17 protein-coding genes and 3 pseudogenes are annotated in these 19,131 nt (G+C 31.0%); 6 read left to right on the forward strand and 14 right to left on the reverse strand.

Translation table 11 applies throughout. From position 1 onward, the window contains the following. Positions 1 to 9: 9 nt before the first annotated feature. Positions 10 to 1,152 (reverse strand): efflux RND transporter permease subunit, encoded by a 1,143-nt coding sequence (locus tag MAEO_RS06610; protein WP_011974005.1) that lies wholly within the window; start codon positions 1,150 to 1,152, stop codon positions 10 to 12. Positions 1,153 to 1,169: 17 nt separating this feature from the next. Then, on the reverse strand, positions 1,170 to 1,748 hold the full coding sequence (locus tag MAEO_RS06615) for a GbsR/MarR family transcriptional regulator (protein ID WP_011974006.1): 579 nt from the start codon (positions 1,746 to 1,748) through the stop codon (positions 1,170 to 1,172). Positions 1,749 to 2,418: 670 nt separating this feature from the next. Here MAEO_RS06615 and MAEO_RS06620 point away from each other — a divergent pair. The 5 genes from MAEO_RS06620 (at position 2,419) to MAEO_RS06640 (ending at position 8,252) form a co-directional block, all read left to right on the forward strand. Further along, complete coding sequence (locus MAEO_RS06620; protein ID WP_011974007.1) at positions 2,419 to 3,039, forward strand: orotate phosphoribosyltransferase-like protein; 621 nt, start codon at positions 2,419 to 2,421, stop codon at positions 3,037 to 3,039. A 186-nt stretch (positions 3,040 to 3,225) separates the two neighbouring features. Next, positions 3,226 to 4,311 (forward strand): class II glutamine amidotransferase, encoded by a 1,086-nt coding sequence (locus tag MAEO_RS06625; RefSeq protein ID WP_011974008.1) that lies wholly within the window; start codon positions 3,226 to 3,228, stop codon positions 4,309 to 4,311. Positions 4,312 to 4,384: 73 nt separating this feature from the next. Beyond that, on the forward strand, positions 4,385 to 5,917 hold the full coding sequence (locus tag MAEO_RS06630) for a glutamate synthase-related protein (protein WP_011974009.1): 1,533 nt from the start codon (positions 4,385 to 4,387) through the stop codon (positions 5,915 to 5,917). A gap of 356 nt (positions 5,918 to 6,273) precedes the next feature. Next, positions 6,274 to 7,059, forward strand: coding sequence for a GltB/FmdC/FwdC-like GXGXG domain-containing protein (locus MAEO_RS06635; protein ID WP_011974010.1), 786 nt, complete (start codon positions 6,274 to 6,276; stop codon positions 7,057 to 7,059). Positions 7,060 to 7,178: 119 nt separating this feature from the next. Beyond that, positions 7,179 to 8,252 (forward strand): Coenzyme F420 hydrogenase/dehydrogenase, beta subunit C-terminal domain, encoded by a 1,074-nt coding sequence (locus MAEO_RS06640; protein WP_011974011.1) that lies wholly within the window; start codon positions 7,179 to 7,181, stop codon positions 8,250 to 8,252. A gap of 18 nt (positions 8,253 to 8,270) precedes the next feature. On the opposite strand, the gene MAEO_RS06645 is transcribed toward MAEO_RS06640, so the two are convergent. Then, complete coding sequence (locus tag MAEO_RS06645; RefSeq protein WP_011974012.1) at positions 8,271 to 8,741, reverse strand: adenylyltransferase/cytidyltransferase family protein; 471 nt, start codon at positions 8,739 to 8,741, stop codon at positions 8,271 to 8,273. Positions 8,742 to 8,864: 123 nt separating this feature from the next. After that, entirely contained in the window at positions 8,865 to 9,068 is a 204-nt protein-coding gene (locus MAEO_RS06650; RefSeq protein ID WP_011974013.1) for a histone family protein, read from the reverse strand. 561 nt (positions 9,069 to 9,629) lie between these two features. Between MAEO_RS06650 and MAEO_RS06655 the strand changes: the two genes are divergently transcribed. After that, entirely contained in the window at positions 9,630 to 10,169 is a 540-nt protein-coding gene (locus tag MAEO_RS06655; protein WP_083756723.1) for a S24/S26 family peptidase, read from the forward strand. Positions 10,170 to 10,375: 206 nt separating this feature from the next. Here MAEO_RS06655 and MAEO_RS06660 read toward each other — a convergent pair whose 3' ends face one another. The 10 genes and pseudogenes from MAEO_RS06660 to argC all read right to left on the reverse strand — a co-directional run bounded on the left by MAEO_RS06660 (position 10,376) and on the right by argC (position 19,065). After that, positions 10,376 to 11,551 carry an NAD(P)/FAD-dependent oxidoreductase gene (locus MAEO_RS06660; protein ID WP_011974015.1) on the reverse strand — a complete coding sequence of 392 codons (1,176 nt, stop codon included), beginning with the start codon at positions 11,549 to 11,551 and terminating at the stop codon, positions 10,376 to 10,378. 2 nt (positions 11,552 to 11,553) lie between these two features. Then, complete coding sequence (locus tag MAEO_RS06665) at positions 11,554 to 11,727, reverse strand: 4Fe-4S binding protein (RefSeq protein ID WP_011974016.1); 174 nt, start codon at positions 11,725 to 11,727, stop codon at positions 11,554 to 11,556. A 180-nt stretch (positions 11,728 to 11,907) separates the two neighbouring features. Beyond that, positions 11,908 to 12,558, reverse strand: a complete 651-nt coding sequence (gene yjjX, locus MAEO_RS06670) for an inosine/xanthosine triphosphatase (RefSeq protein WP_011974017.1) — start codon at positions 12,556 to 12,558, stop codon at positions 11,908 to 11,910. A gap of 1 nt (position 12,559) precedes the next feature. Then, entirely contained in the window at positions 12,560 to 13,282 is a 723-nt protein-coding gene (rnp3, locus tag MAEO_RS06675; protein WP_011974018.1) for a ribonuclease P protein component 3, read from the reverse strand. A gap of 321 nt (positions 13,283 to 13,603) precedes the next feature. Beyond that, positions 13,604 to 13,894, reverse strand: a complete 291-nt coding sequence (locus tag MAEO_RS06680) for a DUF211 domain-containing protein (protein ID WP_048062399.1) — start codon at positions 13,892 to 13,894, stop codon at positions 13,604 to 13,606. Positions 13,895 to 13,962: 68 nt separating this feature from the next. Next, positions 13,963 to 14,529, reverse strand: a pseudogene (locus MAEO_RS08155) (replication protein C); the annotation flags it as partial. After that, positions 14,530 to 16,383, reverse strand: a pseudogene (locus MAEO_RS06685) (LAGLIDADG family homing endonuclease); the annotation flags it as partial. Next, positions 16,375 to 16,785, reverse strand: a pseudogene (locus tag MAEO_RS08070) (AAA family ATPase); the annotation flags it as partial. The pseudogenes MAEO_RS08070 and MAEO_RS06685, both read right to left, overlap by 9 nt. 57 nt (positions 16,786 to 16,842) lie before the next feature. Then, positions 16,843 to 17,961 carry a Ni-sirohydrochlorin a,c-diamide reductive cyclase catalytic subunit gene (gene cfbD, locus MAEO_RS06690; protein WP_011974021.1) on the reverse strand — a complete coding sequence of 373 codons (1,119 nt, stop codon included), beginning with the start codon at positions 17,959 to 17,961 and terminating at the stop codon, positions 16,843 to 16,845. A 69-nt stretch (positions 17,962 to 18,030) separates the two neighbouring features. Continuing rightward, positions 18,031 to 19,065: an N-acetyl-gamma-glutamyl-phosphate reductase gene (gene argC, locus MAEO_RS06695; RefSeq protein ID WP_011974022.1), complete on the reverse strand. Its 1,035-nt coding sequence runs from the start codon at positions 19,063 to 19,065 to the stop codon at positions 18,031 to 18,033. Positions 19,066 to 19,131 lie beyond the last annotated feature (66 nt).

The following is a 19,131-nucleotide window of genomic DNA, read 5'->3' on the forward strand; positions in this document are numbered from 1 at the left end:
GTATTACCTCTAATTTTCTGTTGATGCCATTTTTCTAATTGCTGGCAAAATATATTTTTCCTCTATTACAATTAAGGCAGGTAGCAAAGTCATAACTGCAACCATACAGAAAAATATACCCAATCCACAAACCTTACCTAAATTAGCCATCATAGGAAGTGGCGCGAAAGTTAGGGCAGTGAAACCAGCAATTGTTGTTGCTGTGGTGGCAAATACGGCTGAACCAGTCGATACCACGGCTATTTCTAAGGCGTCCCCAATATTTTTTCCATATTTCCGTTCCTCATTATATCTGTGCATTAAATGTATTCCATAATCAATACCCATACCCAGTAATAAAGAACCCATTCCAGCTGTTGCCATATCTAATGGTATGCCAAATAATCCCATTGCCCCACCAGTCCATACCACAGATATTAGAATTGGAATAAGTGGCATGGTGGCAGACAACGGTTTTTTGAAATATAGGAATAATACAATTAATACACCAATTAAACCCAATCCAGTTGTATAGGCTTGACTAATTCCCATTAATTTGCCCATTAAATCTCCCATTGCAGGGCTTCCTGTGGGTATAATTTCTACACCTTCTGGAACCGGAGCTCCTTCAAGTCTGTCATATACCTCTTTCATAATAGCTTTACTATCTCCTGAATCACTGTCTAAATTGATAGTAATCATTGAAAAATCATTATTATACATTCCCCGTTTTTTATCATCGGGCAAATTTTTATATATTTCCTTTACCGTTTCTATGTCATTTGGGATAATTCCATTATTTTCATTAACTATTGTATCGGTTGGAGTGGATACACGAGTTATGTAATCCGAATCTTCAAATGTGTCTTTAAGGTATTTGACTAATTCAAAAACACGGGGGTCTCTGATGTCATCAACTTTGTTGCTGTTGTCGCTGTCTTTTAATTTTATAGCTACTATAACTACATTACCTCCTCCAAATTCATCTTTTACTTCATTGAATGATATTATTACAGGGTCATCTTGGGGAAGCATTTTATCAAATGCAGTTTGAGATTTTACATTTGTTGCAGATATTCCAGCGAATATTGTTAATACAATAATTATTAAAACCGTTAAATACGGCTTTTTTTCTGAAAATTTTGCAGTTTTTTTGAGCATTTTTTTAATCATGTTATAATCACCATTAATTAATCTGGCTTTTCGTTATCATTGTTATGCTCGCAAAAAGTTTTCGAACATCCACTATTACTATTTTTATTTATCTCTTTAATTGTCACCAATATTTTTTTTAACAATTTTTCCATTTTTTCAAGATTTTGTAATTTATCTAGTATCAATTCGTTTTCTCCGTTTGATTTTTCATTTAATTCTCTTAATTTAGTACTGGCATCCAAAAAAAGGGCATGTTTATGTCCGACTATGTCCAATATCGACGAGAAACCACACAATGGTTCATAATATTGTTTTCTTTCCCCTTTTACCCAAACTTTTTTTATGAATCCTAATTTTTCAAGTTTGTTTAAATTCATGCTTACATTCCCTCTGCTTATGCCCAATTCTTCCATTATATCATCAATACATAGAGGATTATGTGAAGCATAGATACATCCATAAACTTCTCCGACTGATTTACTTAATCCATGAATCTTTGAAATCTTTGAAAATAATTCTATGATTGTTTTTTTCATTTCTTCATTTATTTCTTCTTTCATTTTATTGTCCTTTTCTTTGAGTTCATTTTTAGTAATGTTATTGTGCAATTCCATATTATCACTTATTTTGCAGTTTTTTTATAGTTAATCTTCGGTCTTTTTCAACACAGTTAATCTTCGGACTAAGAAAGACAAACAAGGGACGATTCTTGAATATTAAATATGAACTGTGATACAATACGCAAAATCTCCATATTACTAAAAATGAAGAAATTCATTTACAAAATCTTCGATTTTGTACAAAATCTCAAAGAGATTTTATTTAATAATTGGACGGATAAGGGACAGTTATTGAAGATTAACTATAATCATCTATTCACCATATTTGTAAGTTTCAAAAATTTCAAAATTTATTGAAACTTTTGAATAATTTATTATCGTGTTAATATCATTTAAATATTTTTCTAATTAATTTATGTAAATATACAAATATAATAAAAATAATAGGGTCATTAATCTATATTAATAAATAATAAAAAATAATATATAAAGCAATAACAGCAAGATATGGTAAAATTCATAGTTCGTTGGGAGCTCCTTATAAAATTCTATAAGTTCACCGGAATGACATTTAAATACACAAAAATTTTATGGCCCTTGAACAAACTTTTTGAACATATTATAAATATAATAAAAAATAATATATAAAGCAATAACAGCAAAATATGAACAAACTTTTTGAACACACTATAAATTGTGGGTTTTAATATTTTGGGTGAAAAATATGAACAAAAAACTAATTGAAAAAGCACTAAAATTAAGAGATGAAGGATTTGCAACCGCAGGTATTGCAGATGAATTAAATGTATCAGTAGATACGGCACTTTATTTAATATTAAATGGCGAAAGATTATTAACCCAATCAGAGGAAAAGGCTGAAACGAAAGAAAAAAACATAGATATATATGTTGAATGGGATAGTATTAAAATGTCATCAAAAAGATTAAAGAACATAGCCCTAATAATGGCTGATATGTTGAAAGATGTTGAATTTGATGGTATTGTGGGAATATCTTCTGGAGGTGTTCCATTGGCAACTTTAATGTCTGAACATTTGGACAAAACCTTTTCGGTATATACTCCAAAAAAACACCTTCACGGCAACAAAAAAAGTTCAAATTTAGAAAAAACCTGTTCTATTATGGATACTGGTGAATTTGTAATTGTAGATGATGTTTTAACTTCTGGAAAAACGATGGCAGAAACAATAAAAGCCATAAAGTGTTGTGGAGTTCCAAAAAAAGCAATAGTTATAATTGATAAAAGTGGATTAAAAGAAATAGAGGGGGTTCCAGTAGAGGCACTATTTAGGGTTGGAACAGTTGAAGTAAGTAAATCAGAATAAAAATATAAATATATAATAACCAACATAATAAATAATAAATGATGTATAATATTAATACTCTCCTTTTATTACATTTTTTTAACAAATTATATAAATGACTTTTTTTATAATACATTAAACTTATGTAAAGTTAGCGTATAAAGTTAAAGTTAATATAATTATATAATATTTTATTGGAGGATTATCATGTGTGGAATCATTGGATTTATAAGTCGAGATAAAAAATTAATCCGTGGAGATAAAATAGCCATAGCTTTGGACAGCCTAAAAGAAAGGGGAAACGGACAAGGTTCTGGTTATGTGGGATATGGAATATATCCAAAATACAAAGATAGCTACGCTATACATGTATTTTTAGACAACAATCCACAGTATATGGATATAAAAGAAAATGTAAAACAAGTTCTTGAAAAATATGGGTATGTTCTTAATGATGAGGAAATACCTACAAAAGACGGAATAATAGAAAAAGAATTTATACCATGGAGGTTTTTCTATGATTTCGATGAAAAATATGCGGATAGTGAAAAAGATCTCATGGTAGATATGGTAATGGAAATTAATGATAAAATAGATGGTGCTTTTGTATTTTCAAGTGGTAAAAACATGGGAATATTTAAAGCATCTGCATGGCCAATGGAAGTTGCCGAATTTTACAAATTAGATGAATATGAAGGATATATGTGGTTATCCCATGCAAGATATCCAACAAATACAAGAGGCTGGTGGGGTGGAGCTCACCCATTCAATTTATTAAATTGGTCTGTTGTTCATAATGGAGAAATCACAAGCTACGGAACAAATAAAAGATATGTTGAGAGCTTTGGATATAAATGTAGGCTATTAACAGATACGGAAGTTGTAGCATATATATTCGACCTCCTTATACGAAAACACGAAATTCCTGTGGAATATGCTTTAAGTGCAGTAGCTCCAAAATTCTGGAAAGAAATAGATACTATGGAAGATGAAGAAAGGGAGCTCCATGAATCAATTAGAATGACCTACGGCGGAGCTACATTAAATGGACCTTTTGCCATAATCGTTGGAACAGAGGAAGGAATGATGTTTATGAATGGAGAAACCAATGATGGCAATAGTTTAATAGGTATAACCGACAGAATAAAACTCAGACCATTAATTGTTGGAGAAAAAGACGATTTATTATTTGTATCTAGTGAAGAAGCGGCAATAAGAAAAATATGCCCTGAATTAGATAAAGTATGGATGCCAGATGCAGGGGAGCCTGTTTTAGCAAGAATTAATAAATAAAGATAAAATAACTAAAATAATATATTAAAATATATTAAATATATTACAATAATTAACAGTAGGAAGTGATATAATGATACCTTCGACAGTTCCACCAACCATGAAAGTTGAAGTTGATTATAATAAATGCATGCTTTGCGAGAGATGTGTAAATGAATGCTCGTGGGGAGTTTATAGGCGAGAAGGTAATAGAATTATAAGCTACTCAAATAGGTGCGGTGCATGTCATAGATGTGTATCAATGTGCCCAAGAGATGCTATTAATATATCTACCCAATCAATAGATTATAGGCCCCATCCATTATGGACAAAAGAGGCAAGAGAAGACATAATAAATCAATCAAAAACAGGCTGTATTCTTTTAAGCGGTATGGGAAATGCAAAAGAATACCCAATTTATTTTGATAAAATTGTGTTGGATGCCTGTCAAGTTACAAATCCATCAATTGACCCGTTAAGGGAGCCAATGGAATTAAGGACTTACATAGGTAAAAAACCTAAAAAATTAGAATTTGAAATGGTAGAAGAAGAAGTAGATGGAAAGAAAATTAAAAAACAAAAATTAAAAACAAAAGTTGCTCCAAATATAAAGTTGGAAACTCCAATTATGATAGGACACATGTCTTATGGAGCTCTCTCATTAAATGCCCACCAAGCAATGGCAAGAGCCGTTAAAGAATGTGGAACTTTCATGGGGACCGGAGAAGGAGGGCTTCACAGAAGTATATATCCTTATGCCGATAATGTAATTACCCAGGTTGCATCTGGTAGATTTGGAGTAAATGAGGAATATCTTTCAAAAGGAGCTGCAATTGAGATAAAAATAGGACAAGGAGCAAAACCAGGAATTGGAGGGCATCTCCCCGGGGAAAAAGTATCTGCTGAGGTTTCATTAACAAGAATGATTCCAGAAGGTAGTGATGCTATTTCACCAGCTCCACACCACGATATTTATTCAATTGAAGATTTGGCACAGCTTGTAAGAAGTTTAAAAGAAGCTACAAGATGGAAAGTTCCTGTATTTGTGAAAATATCAGCAGTTCATAATGTTGCAGCTATTGCAAATGGAATAGCTACCAGCGATGCTGATGCCGTAGTAATTGACGGATTTAAGGGAGGAACAGGTGCAGCACCTAAGGTATTTAGAGATAATGTAGGAATACCAATAGAATTGGCTGTTGCAGCAGTTGACCAAAGATTGAGAGAAGAAGGAGTAAGAAACGAAATAAGTATTATAGCAAGTGGAGGGATAAGAAACTCCGCCGATGTATTTAAATTAATAGCTCTTGGTGCAGATGCAACCTATATCGGAACAGCTGTAATGATAGCTATGGGCTGTAGAGTATGTGGTAGATGTTACACAGGACAATGTGCATGGGGAATAGCCACACAAAAACCAGAGCTCGTAAGTAGGTTGGATGTAGAAGAAGGAGCAAAAAGAGTTGCAAATCTCATAAATGCATGGACACATGAAATACAGGAGCTCCTTGGTGCCGCAGGAATTAATTCTATTGAAAGTTTAAGAGGAAACAGAGATAGGTTAAGAGGAGTAGGGCTAAATAAAACAGAATTAGAAGCACTTGGCATTGAACATGCTGGAATGTAATCTATAATCATATATTATAAATTACCCAAAATTATGGCGAATCGACAATTAATTAATATCCTTTAAATTTGCAAACTCTTTTAGGGTTTGCCCCTCACCATCGTGATTCAAAAAACCTTTGGTTTTTTCATCAAATGATGTCTAAAACAGTTAAGATTAAATATTTCCTAATCCGTAATTAAGCATAATTTATAGGCTTAACTGCGAGGAATTTAATAAAAATCACGAAGTGATTTTTATAGCTCGAAGCTTCGCTTCGATAATAGTATATAATTGTCTGTCGATTTGCCATTATAAATATTAATAAATCTATTTATATCTTTTATTTTTACAATTATAATATTTATGGTGAGATGATGGATAAATCAACAACAGAAGTAGTATTGGACGCCAACAACTTTGAATATAGGGAGTTAAATGAAAAAATCCATACTATTTTAAATGAATATCCAAATTTAGAAAAACTTATTTTAAAAAATGTTTTGGGTCAAAGATTTATCGGAAATGGAATTCAAAAAGAAATAACAATAGAAATATATGGAGTTCCAGGCGGAGACCTTGGAATGTTCATGAATGGACCAACAATTATAGTTCATGGAAATGCTGACCACGCACCGGGAAATACTATGGATAGTGGTAAAATTGTAATCCATGGAAGTGGCGGGGATGCCACTGGACACTCTATGAGAGGAGGAAAACTATTTGTTAGGGACAATGTTGGATATAGAAGTGGAATCCACATGAAAGAATATAAGGAAAAATTCCCGATATTGGTCATAGGCGGAGAAATAAAGGATTTTTTAGGAGAATATATGGCAGGAGGAATTCTTATTGGACTCAATATGGATAACGAGGGAAATGATTTAGGAAAAATAAATTCAAAAATGCTTGGAACTGGAATTCACGGCGGAAGCATATATATTAGGGAGAGCATCGATAAATCCCAATTAGGAGTTGCTGCGGATATTAAAGAATTCACAGACGAAGACAGAGCAAAAATTACGCCATATATTGAAGAATTTTGTAAAGATTTTAATTATAGCGAAGAAATAAAAAATAAGCTTTTGAATTCAAATTATACAAAAATAGCTCCAATCTCGAAAAGACCATTCGAAAAATTATATACTCCTGATTTAAGATAAATAATCAATAAGTATAGATAATAATTAATTATTATAATGATAATATTTAGAAATATTGGTAATAATATCGGTGATTAATAAATATAACTCATAAACATAAAACATAAACGGTGTTAATTATGAATTCTTATTTAAATTTGAAAGAGGAAGTTTGGGACAAAGATATTTGTTCGGGTTGTGGTGCATGTGTAGCAGTGTGCCCCGTAGATAATATCTATTTTAAAGAAGATAGCCCTATAAAATTCATATGTGATGAATGTGCATGTATAATCTCCCCTGTTGAAGAAATAGAATACCCAGTTTCTGCTGAATTCTGTAAGACAACTCTTTACGATGTCCCTTGTGGTGCATGTTATGGCGCCTGCCCAAGAACAAAAAATAAAGTTATTCCAACGGTGAAAAACGGAATTGGTAGAGTGCTACAAAGTGTAAAGGCAAAATCTAAAATAGAAGTAAAAGAAGCCCAAAGTGGAGGCGTAGTTTCTGCCATATTGGCAAGTGCTTTTGATGAAGGATTAATTGATGGTGCCATTGTAATGATGGAGGACAAATGGACAATGGAACCACAATCCTATTTAGCAACATCAAAAGAGGAAGTTTTAAAATCCGCAGGAAGTAGATATAACTGGAATGTGCCAATACTTAGGGCTTTAAAAGATGCCGTAATGGTTAAAAAGTTAAAGAAAATAGCAATTGTAGGAACTCCATGTGTAATGAATGCAGTGCATCAAATAATGGCATCAGACAATGACCTTTTAAAACCATTTAAAGATACAATAAGGTTAAAAATAGGTTTATTCTGTTTCGAAACCTACAATTATGAAAAAATGATGGAAATATTTGAAAAAAATAATATAAATCCATGGGATGTTCGGAAGATGGACATAGAAAAAGGAAAATTATTAATTAAACTTAGAGATGGCGAAGTTATTAAGTTTAAATTAGATGAAGTAGAAGATGCAATGAGGGCAGGATGTAAAGTTTGCGGTGATTTTTCAGGAATTGTGGCAGACCTCTCTGTTGGAAATGTGGGAGCTCCCTCAAATTATTCAACCATTCTTATAAGAAATGATTGGGGAGCAGGATTTTTCAAAAGAGCCGTAGATAATGAATATGTTGAATATGGAGAAGGAGTAAATATGAATGCAGTAGAAAAACTTGTTAAATTAAAAAAACAAAGAGTAAAACAATAAATATAAATATATAATACACTATTTTTTTATTATTTTTTTATTGCACCATCTTTTAACAATTTCCTTTATTATATCGTAGGAACTATGGAAATCACAATTAGTATATTCCTTAGTTTTTACAATTTCAACATCTAATCCTAATTTTTTCAATTCGTTTTTTAAATTTTCAGCATCAAAAGTAATTTGGTCAGGACCTAAAACTATAATATCTGGTTTTATTTTAAGAATAGGTTCTAATTTATCAGTTAAACTACCCAATATAGCTTTATCAACCGGTTTAATCGCCTCTATCATTTCTCTTCTCTGATTCTCTGGTATTACCGGTTTTCTACCTTTTATTTTTTTTACGGTTTCATCTCTTGCTATTACTACAATCAATTCATCTCCTAAACTTTTGGCATATTTTAAAGTATTGTGATGTCCAGGATGGAGTAAATCAAAAGTTCCCGCAGTTAGCACTATTTTTTTAGTTTTATCGTTGGTTTTCATATTACCATCTAATTATTATTTATAAATAATATAAAAAAAATTAAAATAAAAATATATTGTGGAGCGGAGCTCCTTAATAAAAAAATAATATATAATGCTAAAAAGAAAAAAATTATTTATTAATTACATTTTTAAAGCCATTTTTATGTCGTCAGCTTTAACAGTTTTTCTTCCTGCATGTTTTGCTAATTCTACGGATTCTTTTGCAATGTCCATTGCTATATCCTCTAATACTTCAACTAATACCTTAGCTGCTTCTTCACTTACTCTTTCAGCTCCTGCTGATTTTAATATTCTTACTACTGGTGCAACTGGAAGTTCTGCCATAATATCACCTTTTTTGATTATATCTTAATCCTTATGCGGGGCAATATATAAATCTTTTGGAAAATATCTTTAATTAATCCCATATTATATATATTGGGCTGATTAATTATTGTATGTTCGAAAAGTCAAATTCCTCGAATTTGTTAAGTAAATCATAGATTAGATGAAATCCTGCGGATTTCATTGCTCAAACCTTGTTTGATTTACTAAATCAAAGAGCTATAAAAATCCCAAAGGGATTTTTATTTAATTCGTTCTTTATGTGTACTATGTATCTTGTTGTATTTAACCTAATACAGCACAAAATACTAAGAACCAAATAGTTTATAGTGCAAAGAGTTCCCGAATGGACTATCCAATGGTATATCACAAGAAGCATATGGGCCCAATGATAATTTATTATAGTATAATATAGATAAAATATTTTACACCGATTTAATCTGATATGCTATTTATAGGTAAATAAAGAAGTAAATAAGAAATAATAGATAATAAATAAGTAAAGAAAGAAGCAATGGTGGTAATATTAACAAAAAGGAAATAATCGAATGGATTGTTTTTATAGTTGTGCTTTTAATTGTATGGAGTCATATAAATGTGGTGGTATCGGATAGTATGGTTCCAGTAATGGAACGGGGGGATTTTGTAATTGTATCCAACGCAAACTGGGAATTTAATCCAAATGATGTTCAAGTTGGGGATATTGTTGTATATAAAGCACATTGGGCAACAGATAATTACACGATAATAGAAAGCAACATATTGGTAAATAATAAACTTCTTTATTTATTAGATGGACCTACAACTAAACCAGTAATACATAGGGTTATAGATAAAGTGCAGTATAAAAATAATACCTATATAGTTACAAAAGGAGATAACAATCCAATCAATGACCCAGAGTTAATTTCAGTAAATCAAATAAAACAAAAAGTAATAACAATAAATGGAGCTCCCTTAGTAATCCCATATATAGGATACATTTCAATAATATTAAAAGAAAATATAATATTGGCCAGTTTGCTTATTATTCTGTTGTATGCTTATGATTATATAAGGGGAGATAACAAACGGAAAAACAATAAACAGAAAACACAATAAAAATTTATAGTCAATCTTCGGTCTTTTTCAATAAACTGTCTCAAAATCGCAAAGCGATTTTTACGATCGTATAAATTTTTCAGAGAAAAATTTAGAGATCATATTAAAGCTAAAATCTTTATCATATCGCAACAAATGAAGAAATTTATAATAAGTTAGGACAGATAAAGGACATTTATTGAACTTATTATAATATTATATAATTTTTATATAATATCTTTAAAATATTTTAATAGAGATGGTGCCCTTTTCACCGCTCTAAATGCTATTTTTGCCACATCAATTTCTTCCAATCTTTCATCCATAGCGTCTGCCAAAGCATTTAACTCTTTTTCACTGAATTTTTGAAGAACTTTTTTATATTTTAATTCATCCATTAATAATTTATAATATTTTTCTTTCCATCTATTTTCATATTCTACTAAATAATCTTCTGAACAATTGTTGCTTTTAATGGCTTCTCCCGCAACTTTTCCTGCAATTGAACCACAGCTTAATGACAAATAGATACCTCCGCCAGATATTGGACTGATTTGCCCAGCGGCATCACCAACAACCATGAAATTATCGGCCACAGTTTTTTCAATTGGCCCTCCAACCGGAGCTCCACCACATTTAAATTCAATTGGTGTGGCATTATCCAACCTTCCTTCCAACAATGGATGTTCTAAAAATTCATTTAAGTAATCGATGGCTTTCTTTTTACTGTCTATAATTCCCAAACCTACATTTGCAGTTTCTCCTTTTGGGAATATCCACACATACCCTTTGGGACAAATATCTCCGAAATAAAATTCCATCATATTTTTATCAAGTAATTTAACATTGGTCATTTCATACTCGGCACAGGAACATATTTCTGTGACTTTTTTCTTGCACTTTATTCCTGCCATTTCTGCAATTGAGCTTTCAACACCATCAGCAGCAATTACAATTTTTGCTTTTATGGCGTATATCTGTCCAAGATGATTGACAATAACAGTATATTTTTCGCCATCATAATCTAATCCTACGACTCTACTTTTAATGGCTATTTTAGTTCCAACATTTGCACTTCTAACTGCAAGGTGTTTGTCGAATATTTTTCTTTCTACAACATACCCTTGTGTTTTTCCTCCTTTAACAATTATTTTTTTACCATTTGGGGCAACTAATATTCCTCCATCAATTTTACTCCTAATAAATGAAGGGTCGGGATTTATTCCAAATTCATCAAGATATGGGACAGCTTCTGCACATCTAACCGGAGTTCCAATTTCTTGGGATTTATCTATTAATAGGGTTTTTGCACCATTTATTGACGAATGATATGATGCCATACTCCCTCCTGGACCTGCACCGATAACAATAACATCGTATTCACTATCAAGTAATTCTCTCATATTTACTCCTCCAAAGTATTTAGTGCATTTAATGGACAAACAATTGCACAAAGTCCGCAACTGTTGCATTTTTCATTATCTATTATAACTGTATTTTCTATTAATTCAATTGCGAGTCTATTACATACTCCAACACAAGCTCCGCAATATCCGCATTTTTCAATATTGACTTCCATTATATCACTTTTAAAATATGGCGTATTAATTGTAGGTATATCGGCTAACACATAACAATTGCACTATTATATGTCTTAACGACTAATTTTGCTCAATTACTTGTTATGGGCATGCATATTCAATCAACTGCCGATTCACTGTATTTATTCATTTGTTATTGTTTTCATAACTTTTATATATTACCTTAGTTTTAGTCGTGGAATCATAGCACTTAATATTGCATCTTTACATAAATCTATTCTATTTAATGCACCATTGGTGATGTATCCTATAATACCTTCATTTTTGCCTATGTCTTGAATATTGTATATATTTTGAACTGCAATGCTACATTCAACTCCTTTTTTTATTTCAGTTACTATTTCTTCTGGCAATTCAAATCCCTTGGAGCTCCCAATAGTGTAATCTAATCCGTTATATATGGCACATATATGCATGTCTAAATATTTTCCCCCCATTTCTATAAGTCCAGCTTCTATTCCAATACCATATAAACAAGATTTTGAATTAAAGGCTTCTTTTGCCCTGTTAATGGCTCCTTTTGATGTTTCTTCCAATCCAACTGGTTGGGGCGATACCCCACTATCTGTATTTATTCCTTTAACCAATACGCTTCCAATGGTATTGGTAATCACCTCTTCTACGGCTTTTATCTTTACTGGGTTTTCACTTCCAACGGTTACTACCTTTAGCTTGTGCCCTGCTGGACCTCCCCGTAGTAGTTTTGCCTTTTCTATGCAATCCTCATTATTGCATATAAAACTACCAAACATAAAATTTTTGGCGGGAGCTCCACATATTTCGCACTGTTTATTTTCGTATAATGTCATATTACTCCTCAATGCATTCATTATTTTTATTGGTAAATACCTCAATGCCATACCTAATTACAGATTTATCTTTTAAATAAGTTCTATAATTGGCAATTTTATATGGGGTATCCATTATTTTATTTGAATAATTAATATCTTCTGTCAGAGTATTTAAAAAACTTCTCAAATCTTTTGGGGCTTTTATCCCATATATATTTTTTGCACTGCTGGATATAACAACGGGAGTATCATATTTTTTTGCTAAAAATAGGTTTCTCCTAAATGACCATATAATTTTTGCCCTATCATAATGCTGTTTTTCCAATAGATTTTTGAAGTTTAATTCTATTGCCACCCTATGGGAGCTCCCCAATCTTGCAAGAATATGGTCTATGCCATTATCCATTCTATATCGTTCTGGTGAAGACAATATATCTACGGCATGAGTTTCAAGTGCCGTTCTATTGATTGTAATATCTCCACCACCTACAAGAATAACATCTACTTTATCCCTGTATTTTTTAACTAATTTTGTAATGTCCCGCGGAGATTTTGATTTTGATATTATTTTTAGTCCGGAATATACCTTAAAATCCTGTGTTTCTCCGTATTTTTTAATTTCTTCAAATTTTTCTTTGTTGTATTCATTATTTTGAACGGCTATTGAACCATTCCATCCAATTTCTTTTAATAAATCAATTCCATCATTATCAAAAATATAATTAATATCAAGGAGCTCCATAGTATTCAACCATTTTATTTATTAATAATGCATATTAAAAAAAGATATAATTTATAATATAATTCTATTATAATATAATTTTAAATTATCGATATAAAAATGTAAAAAGGAAATATTAATAAAATTTATAGTCAATCTTCGACCGTTTTCATATAAAATATGCCATATTAAAAAGCCAAACTATATTATTATATTAATAAAAACGGAGTAAATGTACCCAATAATTTCTCAAAACTCCGAAGGAGTTTTTACGACCTCAAAATTCCAGAGGAATTTTTACAATAGGACAAATAAAGGACAGTTATTGAAGATTAACTATAATTATCTATCTTGGGGCGTTATTACTTTTTCTATAATTGTTTTTCCAGCTGCAACTTCATCTATACTATGAATTACCCCGTTCATTGATTCAATTATTTCTTTTATGGGTTTATAGTCTATATCATTACCTTCAATTGTTATTTTAATATTTTCCGTCTGTTTATCTATTTCATATACGGAAATATTTACTCCCTCTACCTTATCCAATGCACATAACTTCATAGATATGTCTGTTATTTTAGGCTCATGCACCTTTAAAACATCTAATACGATTCTTCTTAATCCTGGCAATTTCCATTCCTCCATACAGATTGTTATGCATATATGTATTATCATTTATTATTTATATCATTTATTATTTATATTTTATAACTATGGGCATTTTCATCAAGTATCCCAATTTTGGCCAATAAAGCACTTAATTGTATTCTTTCATTTGCTCCTTCTACCATTCTAAAATCACATTCTCCAATATATTCTGCAAGAACTACCTTATTTTTTTCTTCAATATCTAAATTAGGGAGCTCCCTAAATATCTGCACAACAATATCTTCTCCACTCATTCCCCAATCTATCATTAAACTATATAGGAGCTCCCGGGCTTCCATAAATTTACCTTTTAAAGATAATTGAATCATTTTTCTAATTTCATCGGGTCTTGCTTTAAAGGATACTTTATAAACTATCTCTTCGTCTATTGTGGTTGAAACTGTTGATGCAGTTTGTAGAACATTTATGGCTTTTCTTAAATCTCCTTCTGATACATAAATTATGGCATCTATACCACTATCTTTTATAACAATATTTTCATTTTGGGCTATTTCAGTTAGTTTTTTTACGATATCTTCTCTTTTCAATGGTGAAAACCTGAATATGGCACATCTTGATTGAATTGGGGGGATTATTCGGCTCGGATAGTTGCAATTATGGGATACAAATCCATTGGCAATAAATGAATGGTCATTATGACAGGTAATATCATAAACATCCTTGTGTCCAATGTATTCTTTTTTTATTATTTTCTCCGATACATATTTATTATCTACTACTTTATCTATAAACTGTTCATAAGTCATATAGTCTCTTGGCAAACCTATTTTTTTGCCTTTCATCTGATTTAATACAAAATCAACCGATACCTCATATTTTTTTGCAGTTTTTCGAATGCTGTTTCCAGTTGTTTTTATCTCATTTATTGCATTATTTCCTATTTCTTTTAATATGTTATTTTTATAATAACTTTTTATTCTGAGATATTCTCCAACAATCCGTGCAAAATTGTCCTTTTCATAGGCATAGGATATTTTGGATAGGTATTTAATGTAATTTTCATCATTTGGTGCAACTATTAACTCAATTAAATATTTATTATCAATGGTTCTTTCATTTATTTTTGAATCAATATCAAATTCTTTCAACATGCATTTAATATCTTCAAAGAACATCTTTGTTTTATTCAGTGCTTCTTTTTCACATCTTAACGATAACTTTATACAGTTTGCGTTGTATTTTTTTATGTTGGGTTTGGTTCCATCGGCACCAAACAATCCCCTAATAAATTCCCTCTTTACAAATTTATTTCCTTCTTTTATCCATTCTGGGACTTTATATCCAATTTTTGTTTTATTGCCTATTTCAATACCCCAATACATTAACAATAAATAAAGTGTTCTGTTATCAATATATATTGAAGAGGTAATGCCTTGAACTGTTCTTTCACCTATTTTATTGGTTATTTCTTTTTCTATTATTCCTGAGCATTTGATATTGAGCTCTGTTAAATCGTTTATTATTTGTTTCAACTCATTATTAGTTGAGGTAATTACAATTCTTTTTTCCTCAGTTTTTGCTAAGTGCCCATCTCCAATTATAAAACCAACTAATCTTGCAAACATTCCTGCGTTCTTGCTATCATAGGTTATACTGTCCCAGTTTCTTTCTTTGATATTTTTTATATGGTTTTGTGCAAAGCCTTTAACTCCATGATTTAATAATTTTTTAAATGCAGTATAGCTTATTTTTATATTATGCTCTCTTTCAATTATTCGTTTAATATCCATTATATTTCTTAGGATTATTGGTGAGTTTTTAGAGGTATTTTTTATGAATTGAGTTTTTTTGGATTTATTTATGTTCCTGTTGATATACTTTTTATTTTCAATGTTCTGCAATATTTGATTTAACCTACCTCTTGAAAGACCAACTGTTTTTTGGAGCTCCTCCCTACTTATACCCTCCTCTGGAATTGAATTTAATATTTCACATTCTCTATCGGTTAGCCCTTCATGTAATTTTGCATAAAGTTCCAGAGCTCTATTTAATATTACTTCTTTATCCTTTGTGGTTAATTGGCTAAATTCATCCGCTTCTCCTAATCTCTTATAGTTGCCCTGCAATTCAATTTCTTCAAGGAAATTGTAGAAATCTTTAAGATTTATTATTTTTCTACTGTCCTCCTTATATTCAACCCCTTCAAGTGTAGGGTATATTAGAAGCTCATCTCCTTCATTTAATTGAGATATTTTCATCCATCTGTTATTTGTTAAAAATTTATGGTCTTCTGTTGCTTCGATGGTTCTACCACTTTCAAGAGTGATTTTATATACTGGATGTCCGACCATTTCTGAGTTGTATTTAACTCCTGCTAAAACCAAGTCTTCCCCATTTCTATTTAAAACAGTTTTAATTTTTCTTTCTTCGAATAGTTTTAAATAATCACTGATTTTTAGCTCTCTCTCGTCAGCAGTGTATATTTTAGCATTTTCAGTTAAACAACTCAATATAAACCTACATATATCCGAATATTTTTCCATAGTTCTTCTAAGGGCATTTTGGGCATCACTTGTTAGGGCATCACTTTCATCCAAAAATATTATTTTAAATGGTGCATCTCCAATAGGTTTTGTTCTTGCAAAGTTTTTTACTTTTGTTCTCACCACATCAATACCTCTTTCGTCGGAACTGTTGAGTTCCAAAAAATTATCTTTCCAAGTATCGCCGTATAAATCCTTTGCAAGGCACAATGCAGATGTCGTTTTGCCTAAACCCGGCGGACCACTGAATAGCATATGTGGGAGGGATTCTTTTTCTACATAATTTTTAAGGCGGGTTATAATGGCATCATGTCCTGTAATCTCATTCAATGTTTTTGGACGGTATTTTTCAACCCATGGTTTTTCCATATTTTCACCGAATAACAGATATATTATATTTATTATCCTCTGTTTTTGCTGTGTATATTATTTATTAACATAATTTAAAATTTCTCCCATTCTTGATTTTACAATATTTCTTTTTCCCAACACTTTGGCATGGGCGTCAAGCTCAATAATTCCATAATCATAAACTTCTTTTATGGGAATATATAGTCTTGGACCATCACTTATACCTATTGTAATTATATCTTTATTTATATTTTTCAATTCTTCAATAAATAGGGCATGCGGAGCTCCTGAAACAACTACAATATCGGGCTTAATTTTTTTTAATATTTCCATGGCTTTATGTCCTGTTATAGGGTATTCATCTAAACCGCCAGTGATATAATCAATGGTTATGTTATTATTTGAATATTCTTTTAACAGGTTTTTTGCATCATTTTTAATTTTACTAAGTCCTATATTTTGGTCTAAATTTGCTATATTTATTATTTTGTTATTACTTTTATTTTTTTCATTAAATTTATTGATTTCAATCAATGGGTGAGCAAATAAATAACTAGTTTCTTTTTTTGCATTTAAAACACAGGCAATTTTTAAATTTTTAGCATTTTTTAATATTTCCATAACTTTATCTAAATCATCATCATAAACAGGTTTTATATATTTACTTTTTGCCATTCCCCTCGTTTTTTCAATTTCTGTTGCCTTTTCAAGCATCTCTTTTTGCCTGTTAAATTCTTGCTCATCAATTATTAATAAATCTAAGCAAGTTTCCATTGTTCTAATTGCCCCGATGGTGTTGTCATTTAGTCCGCTGTGAATATCCACTGGGATTATTACAACTTCTTTTCCATTTTTCTCTTTAAAGTCATCAATAGGGCTAAATATGTCCTCCCCTATTATCATACTTGCACAGGTTCCCACAATTCCGATAATATATTTATCTTTGTTGGGGTCATTATTTTCTAAATAATTTATTACTTCATCTATTGTATTATTTAGTTTTTCCAGAGCTCCAAATATGAAATCGTTTTCATCCATTGCAGTGGTAAAAACTCTAACTCCGTCCATTTCTAATAATCTGGCAGTTCTGAAACAGCAACCGCTTGGTCCATGCAATATTATGGCATCTATTCCAATATCTCTCAATTGATACATTGACGCAGCTATTGGAGATGGTCTTGGGTGTAATATCATTTTATCTCCTTTCCTATCGGTATATATGTTATATGTGTTTGTGTGTGTTATAAAGTCGTAATATGTTTATTATGGTTTTAAACCGCCATACAATAGGCTTTCTGTTTCATTAAATCCGGCCATTAAATTTAAATTATGAATTGCCTGCCCACTTGCTCCTTTTACCAAATTGTCTATGGCAGAAACCACCACAATTCTACCATGTCTATCTATTTCAAAACCACCAATATCGCAGAAATTAGAACCTCTTACACCTGTTAGCGTGGGAGCTCCTTCTTCGAATATTCTTACAAATGGTTCGTTTTTGTAGAATTCATTATAAATATCAATAATGATATCCCTATCAATATCTGTATTTTTTAAATATGAATGGGTTGTTGATAATATTCCTCTTGTAAGTGGTGCTAAATGTGGGGTAAATGATAATTTAATATTATTTGATATATTTAATTTTTCCAACTCTTTTTCAATTTCTGGGCTATGTCTGTGGGTTGTCATTTTGTAGGGTAATATATTTTCATTTACGCTTGGATAGTGGGTTGTTTCCGATGGATTTACGCCTGCTCCACTAACTCCTGTTTTTGAATCCACAATTATCCTATTTTCAATTATTCCCTCTTTTACAAGTGGGGCTAATGCCAATATTGAACCAGTAGGAAAACAGCCCGGATTTGCTACTAACTGGGCTTTTTTAATTTCATTTCTATGTAATTCTGGTAATCCATATACAGCAGGGAGCTCCCCTGTATGAGTTAAATTATACCATTTTTCATATAATGATAAATCTTCAAATCTATAATCTCCACTTAAATCAATTATTTTTGACCCTGTTTCATATAATTCTGGCACAATTTTCATCGATGCACCATGAGGGGTGGCACAAAATACAAAATCAGAATCCAAATTACTTGGGGATATATTTTCAAAAACTAAATTATCAATATTTTTAATATTTTTTAAATTTGGATGGACTTTTGTAATATTTACTCCATCCATTTTTCTAGAAGTAATATGCTTTATTTCAACTTGGGGGTGGTTTAAAAGTATTCTTAATAATTCACTTCCCGTATATCCTGTTCCGCCTATTATGGATATTGTAACCATAAAATAATCACCATTTTTTAAAATAAATATATAAATTATATTATATATTTATTTTTATTTTTTTAT

This window comes from Methanococcus aeolicus Nankai-3 (assembly GCF_000017185.1).
GTDB lineage: Archaea > AGJL01 > Methanococci > Methanococcales > Methanococcaceae > Methanofervidicoccus > Methanofervidicoccus aeolicus.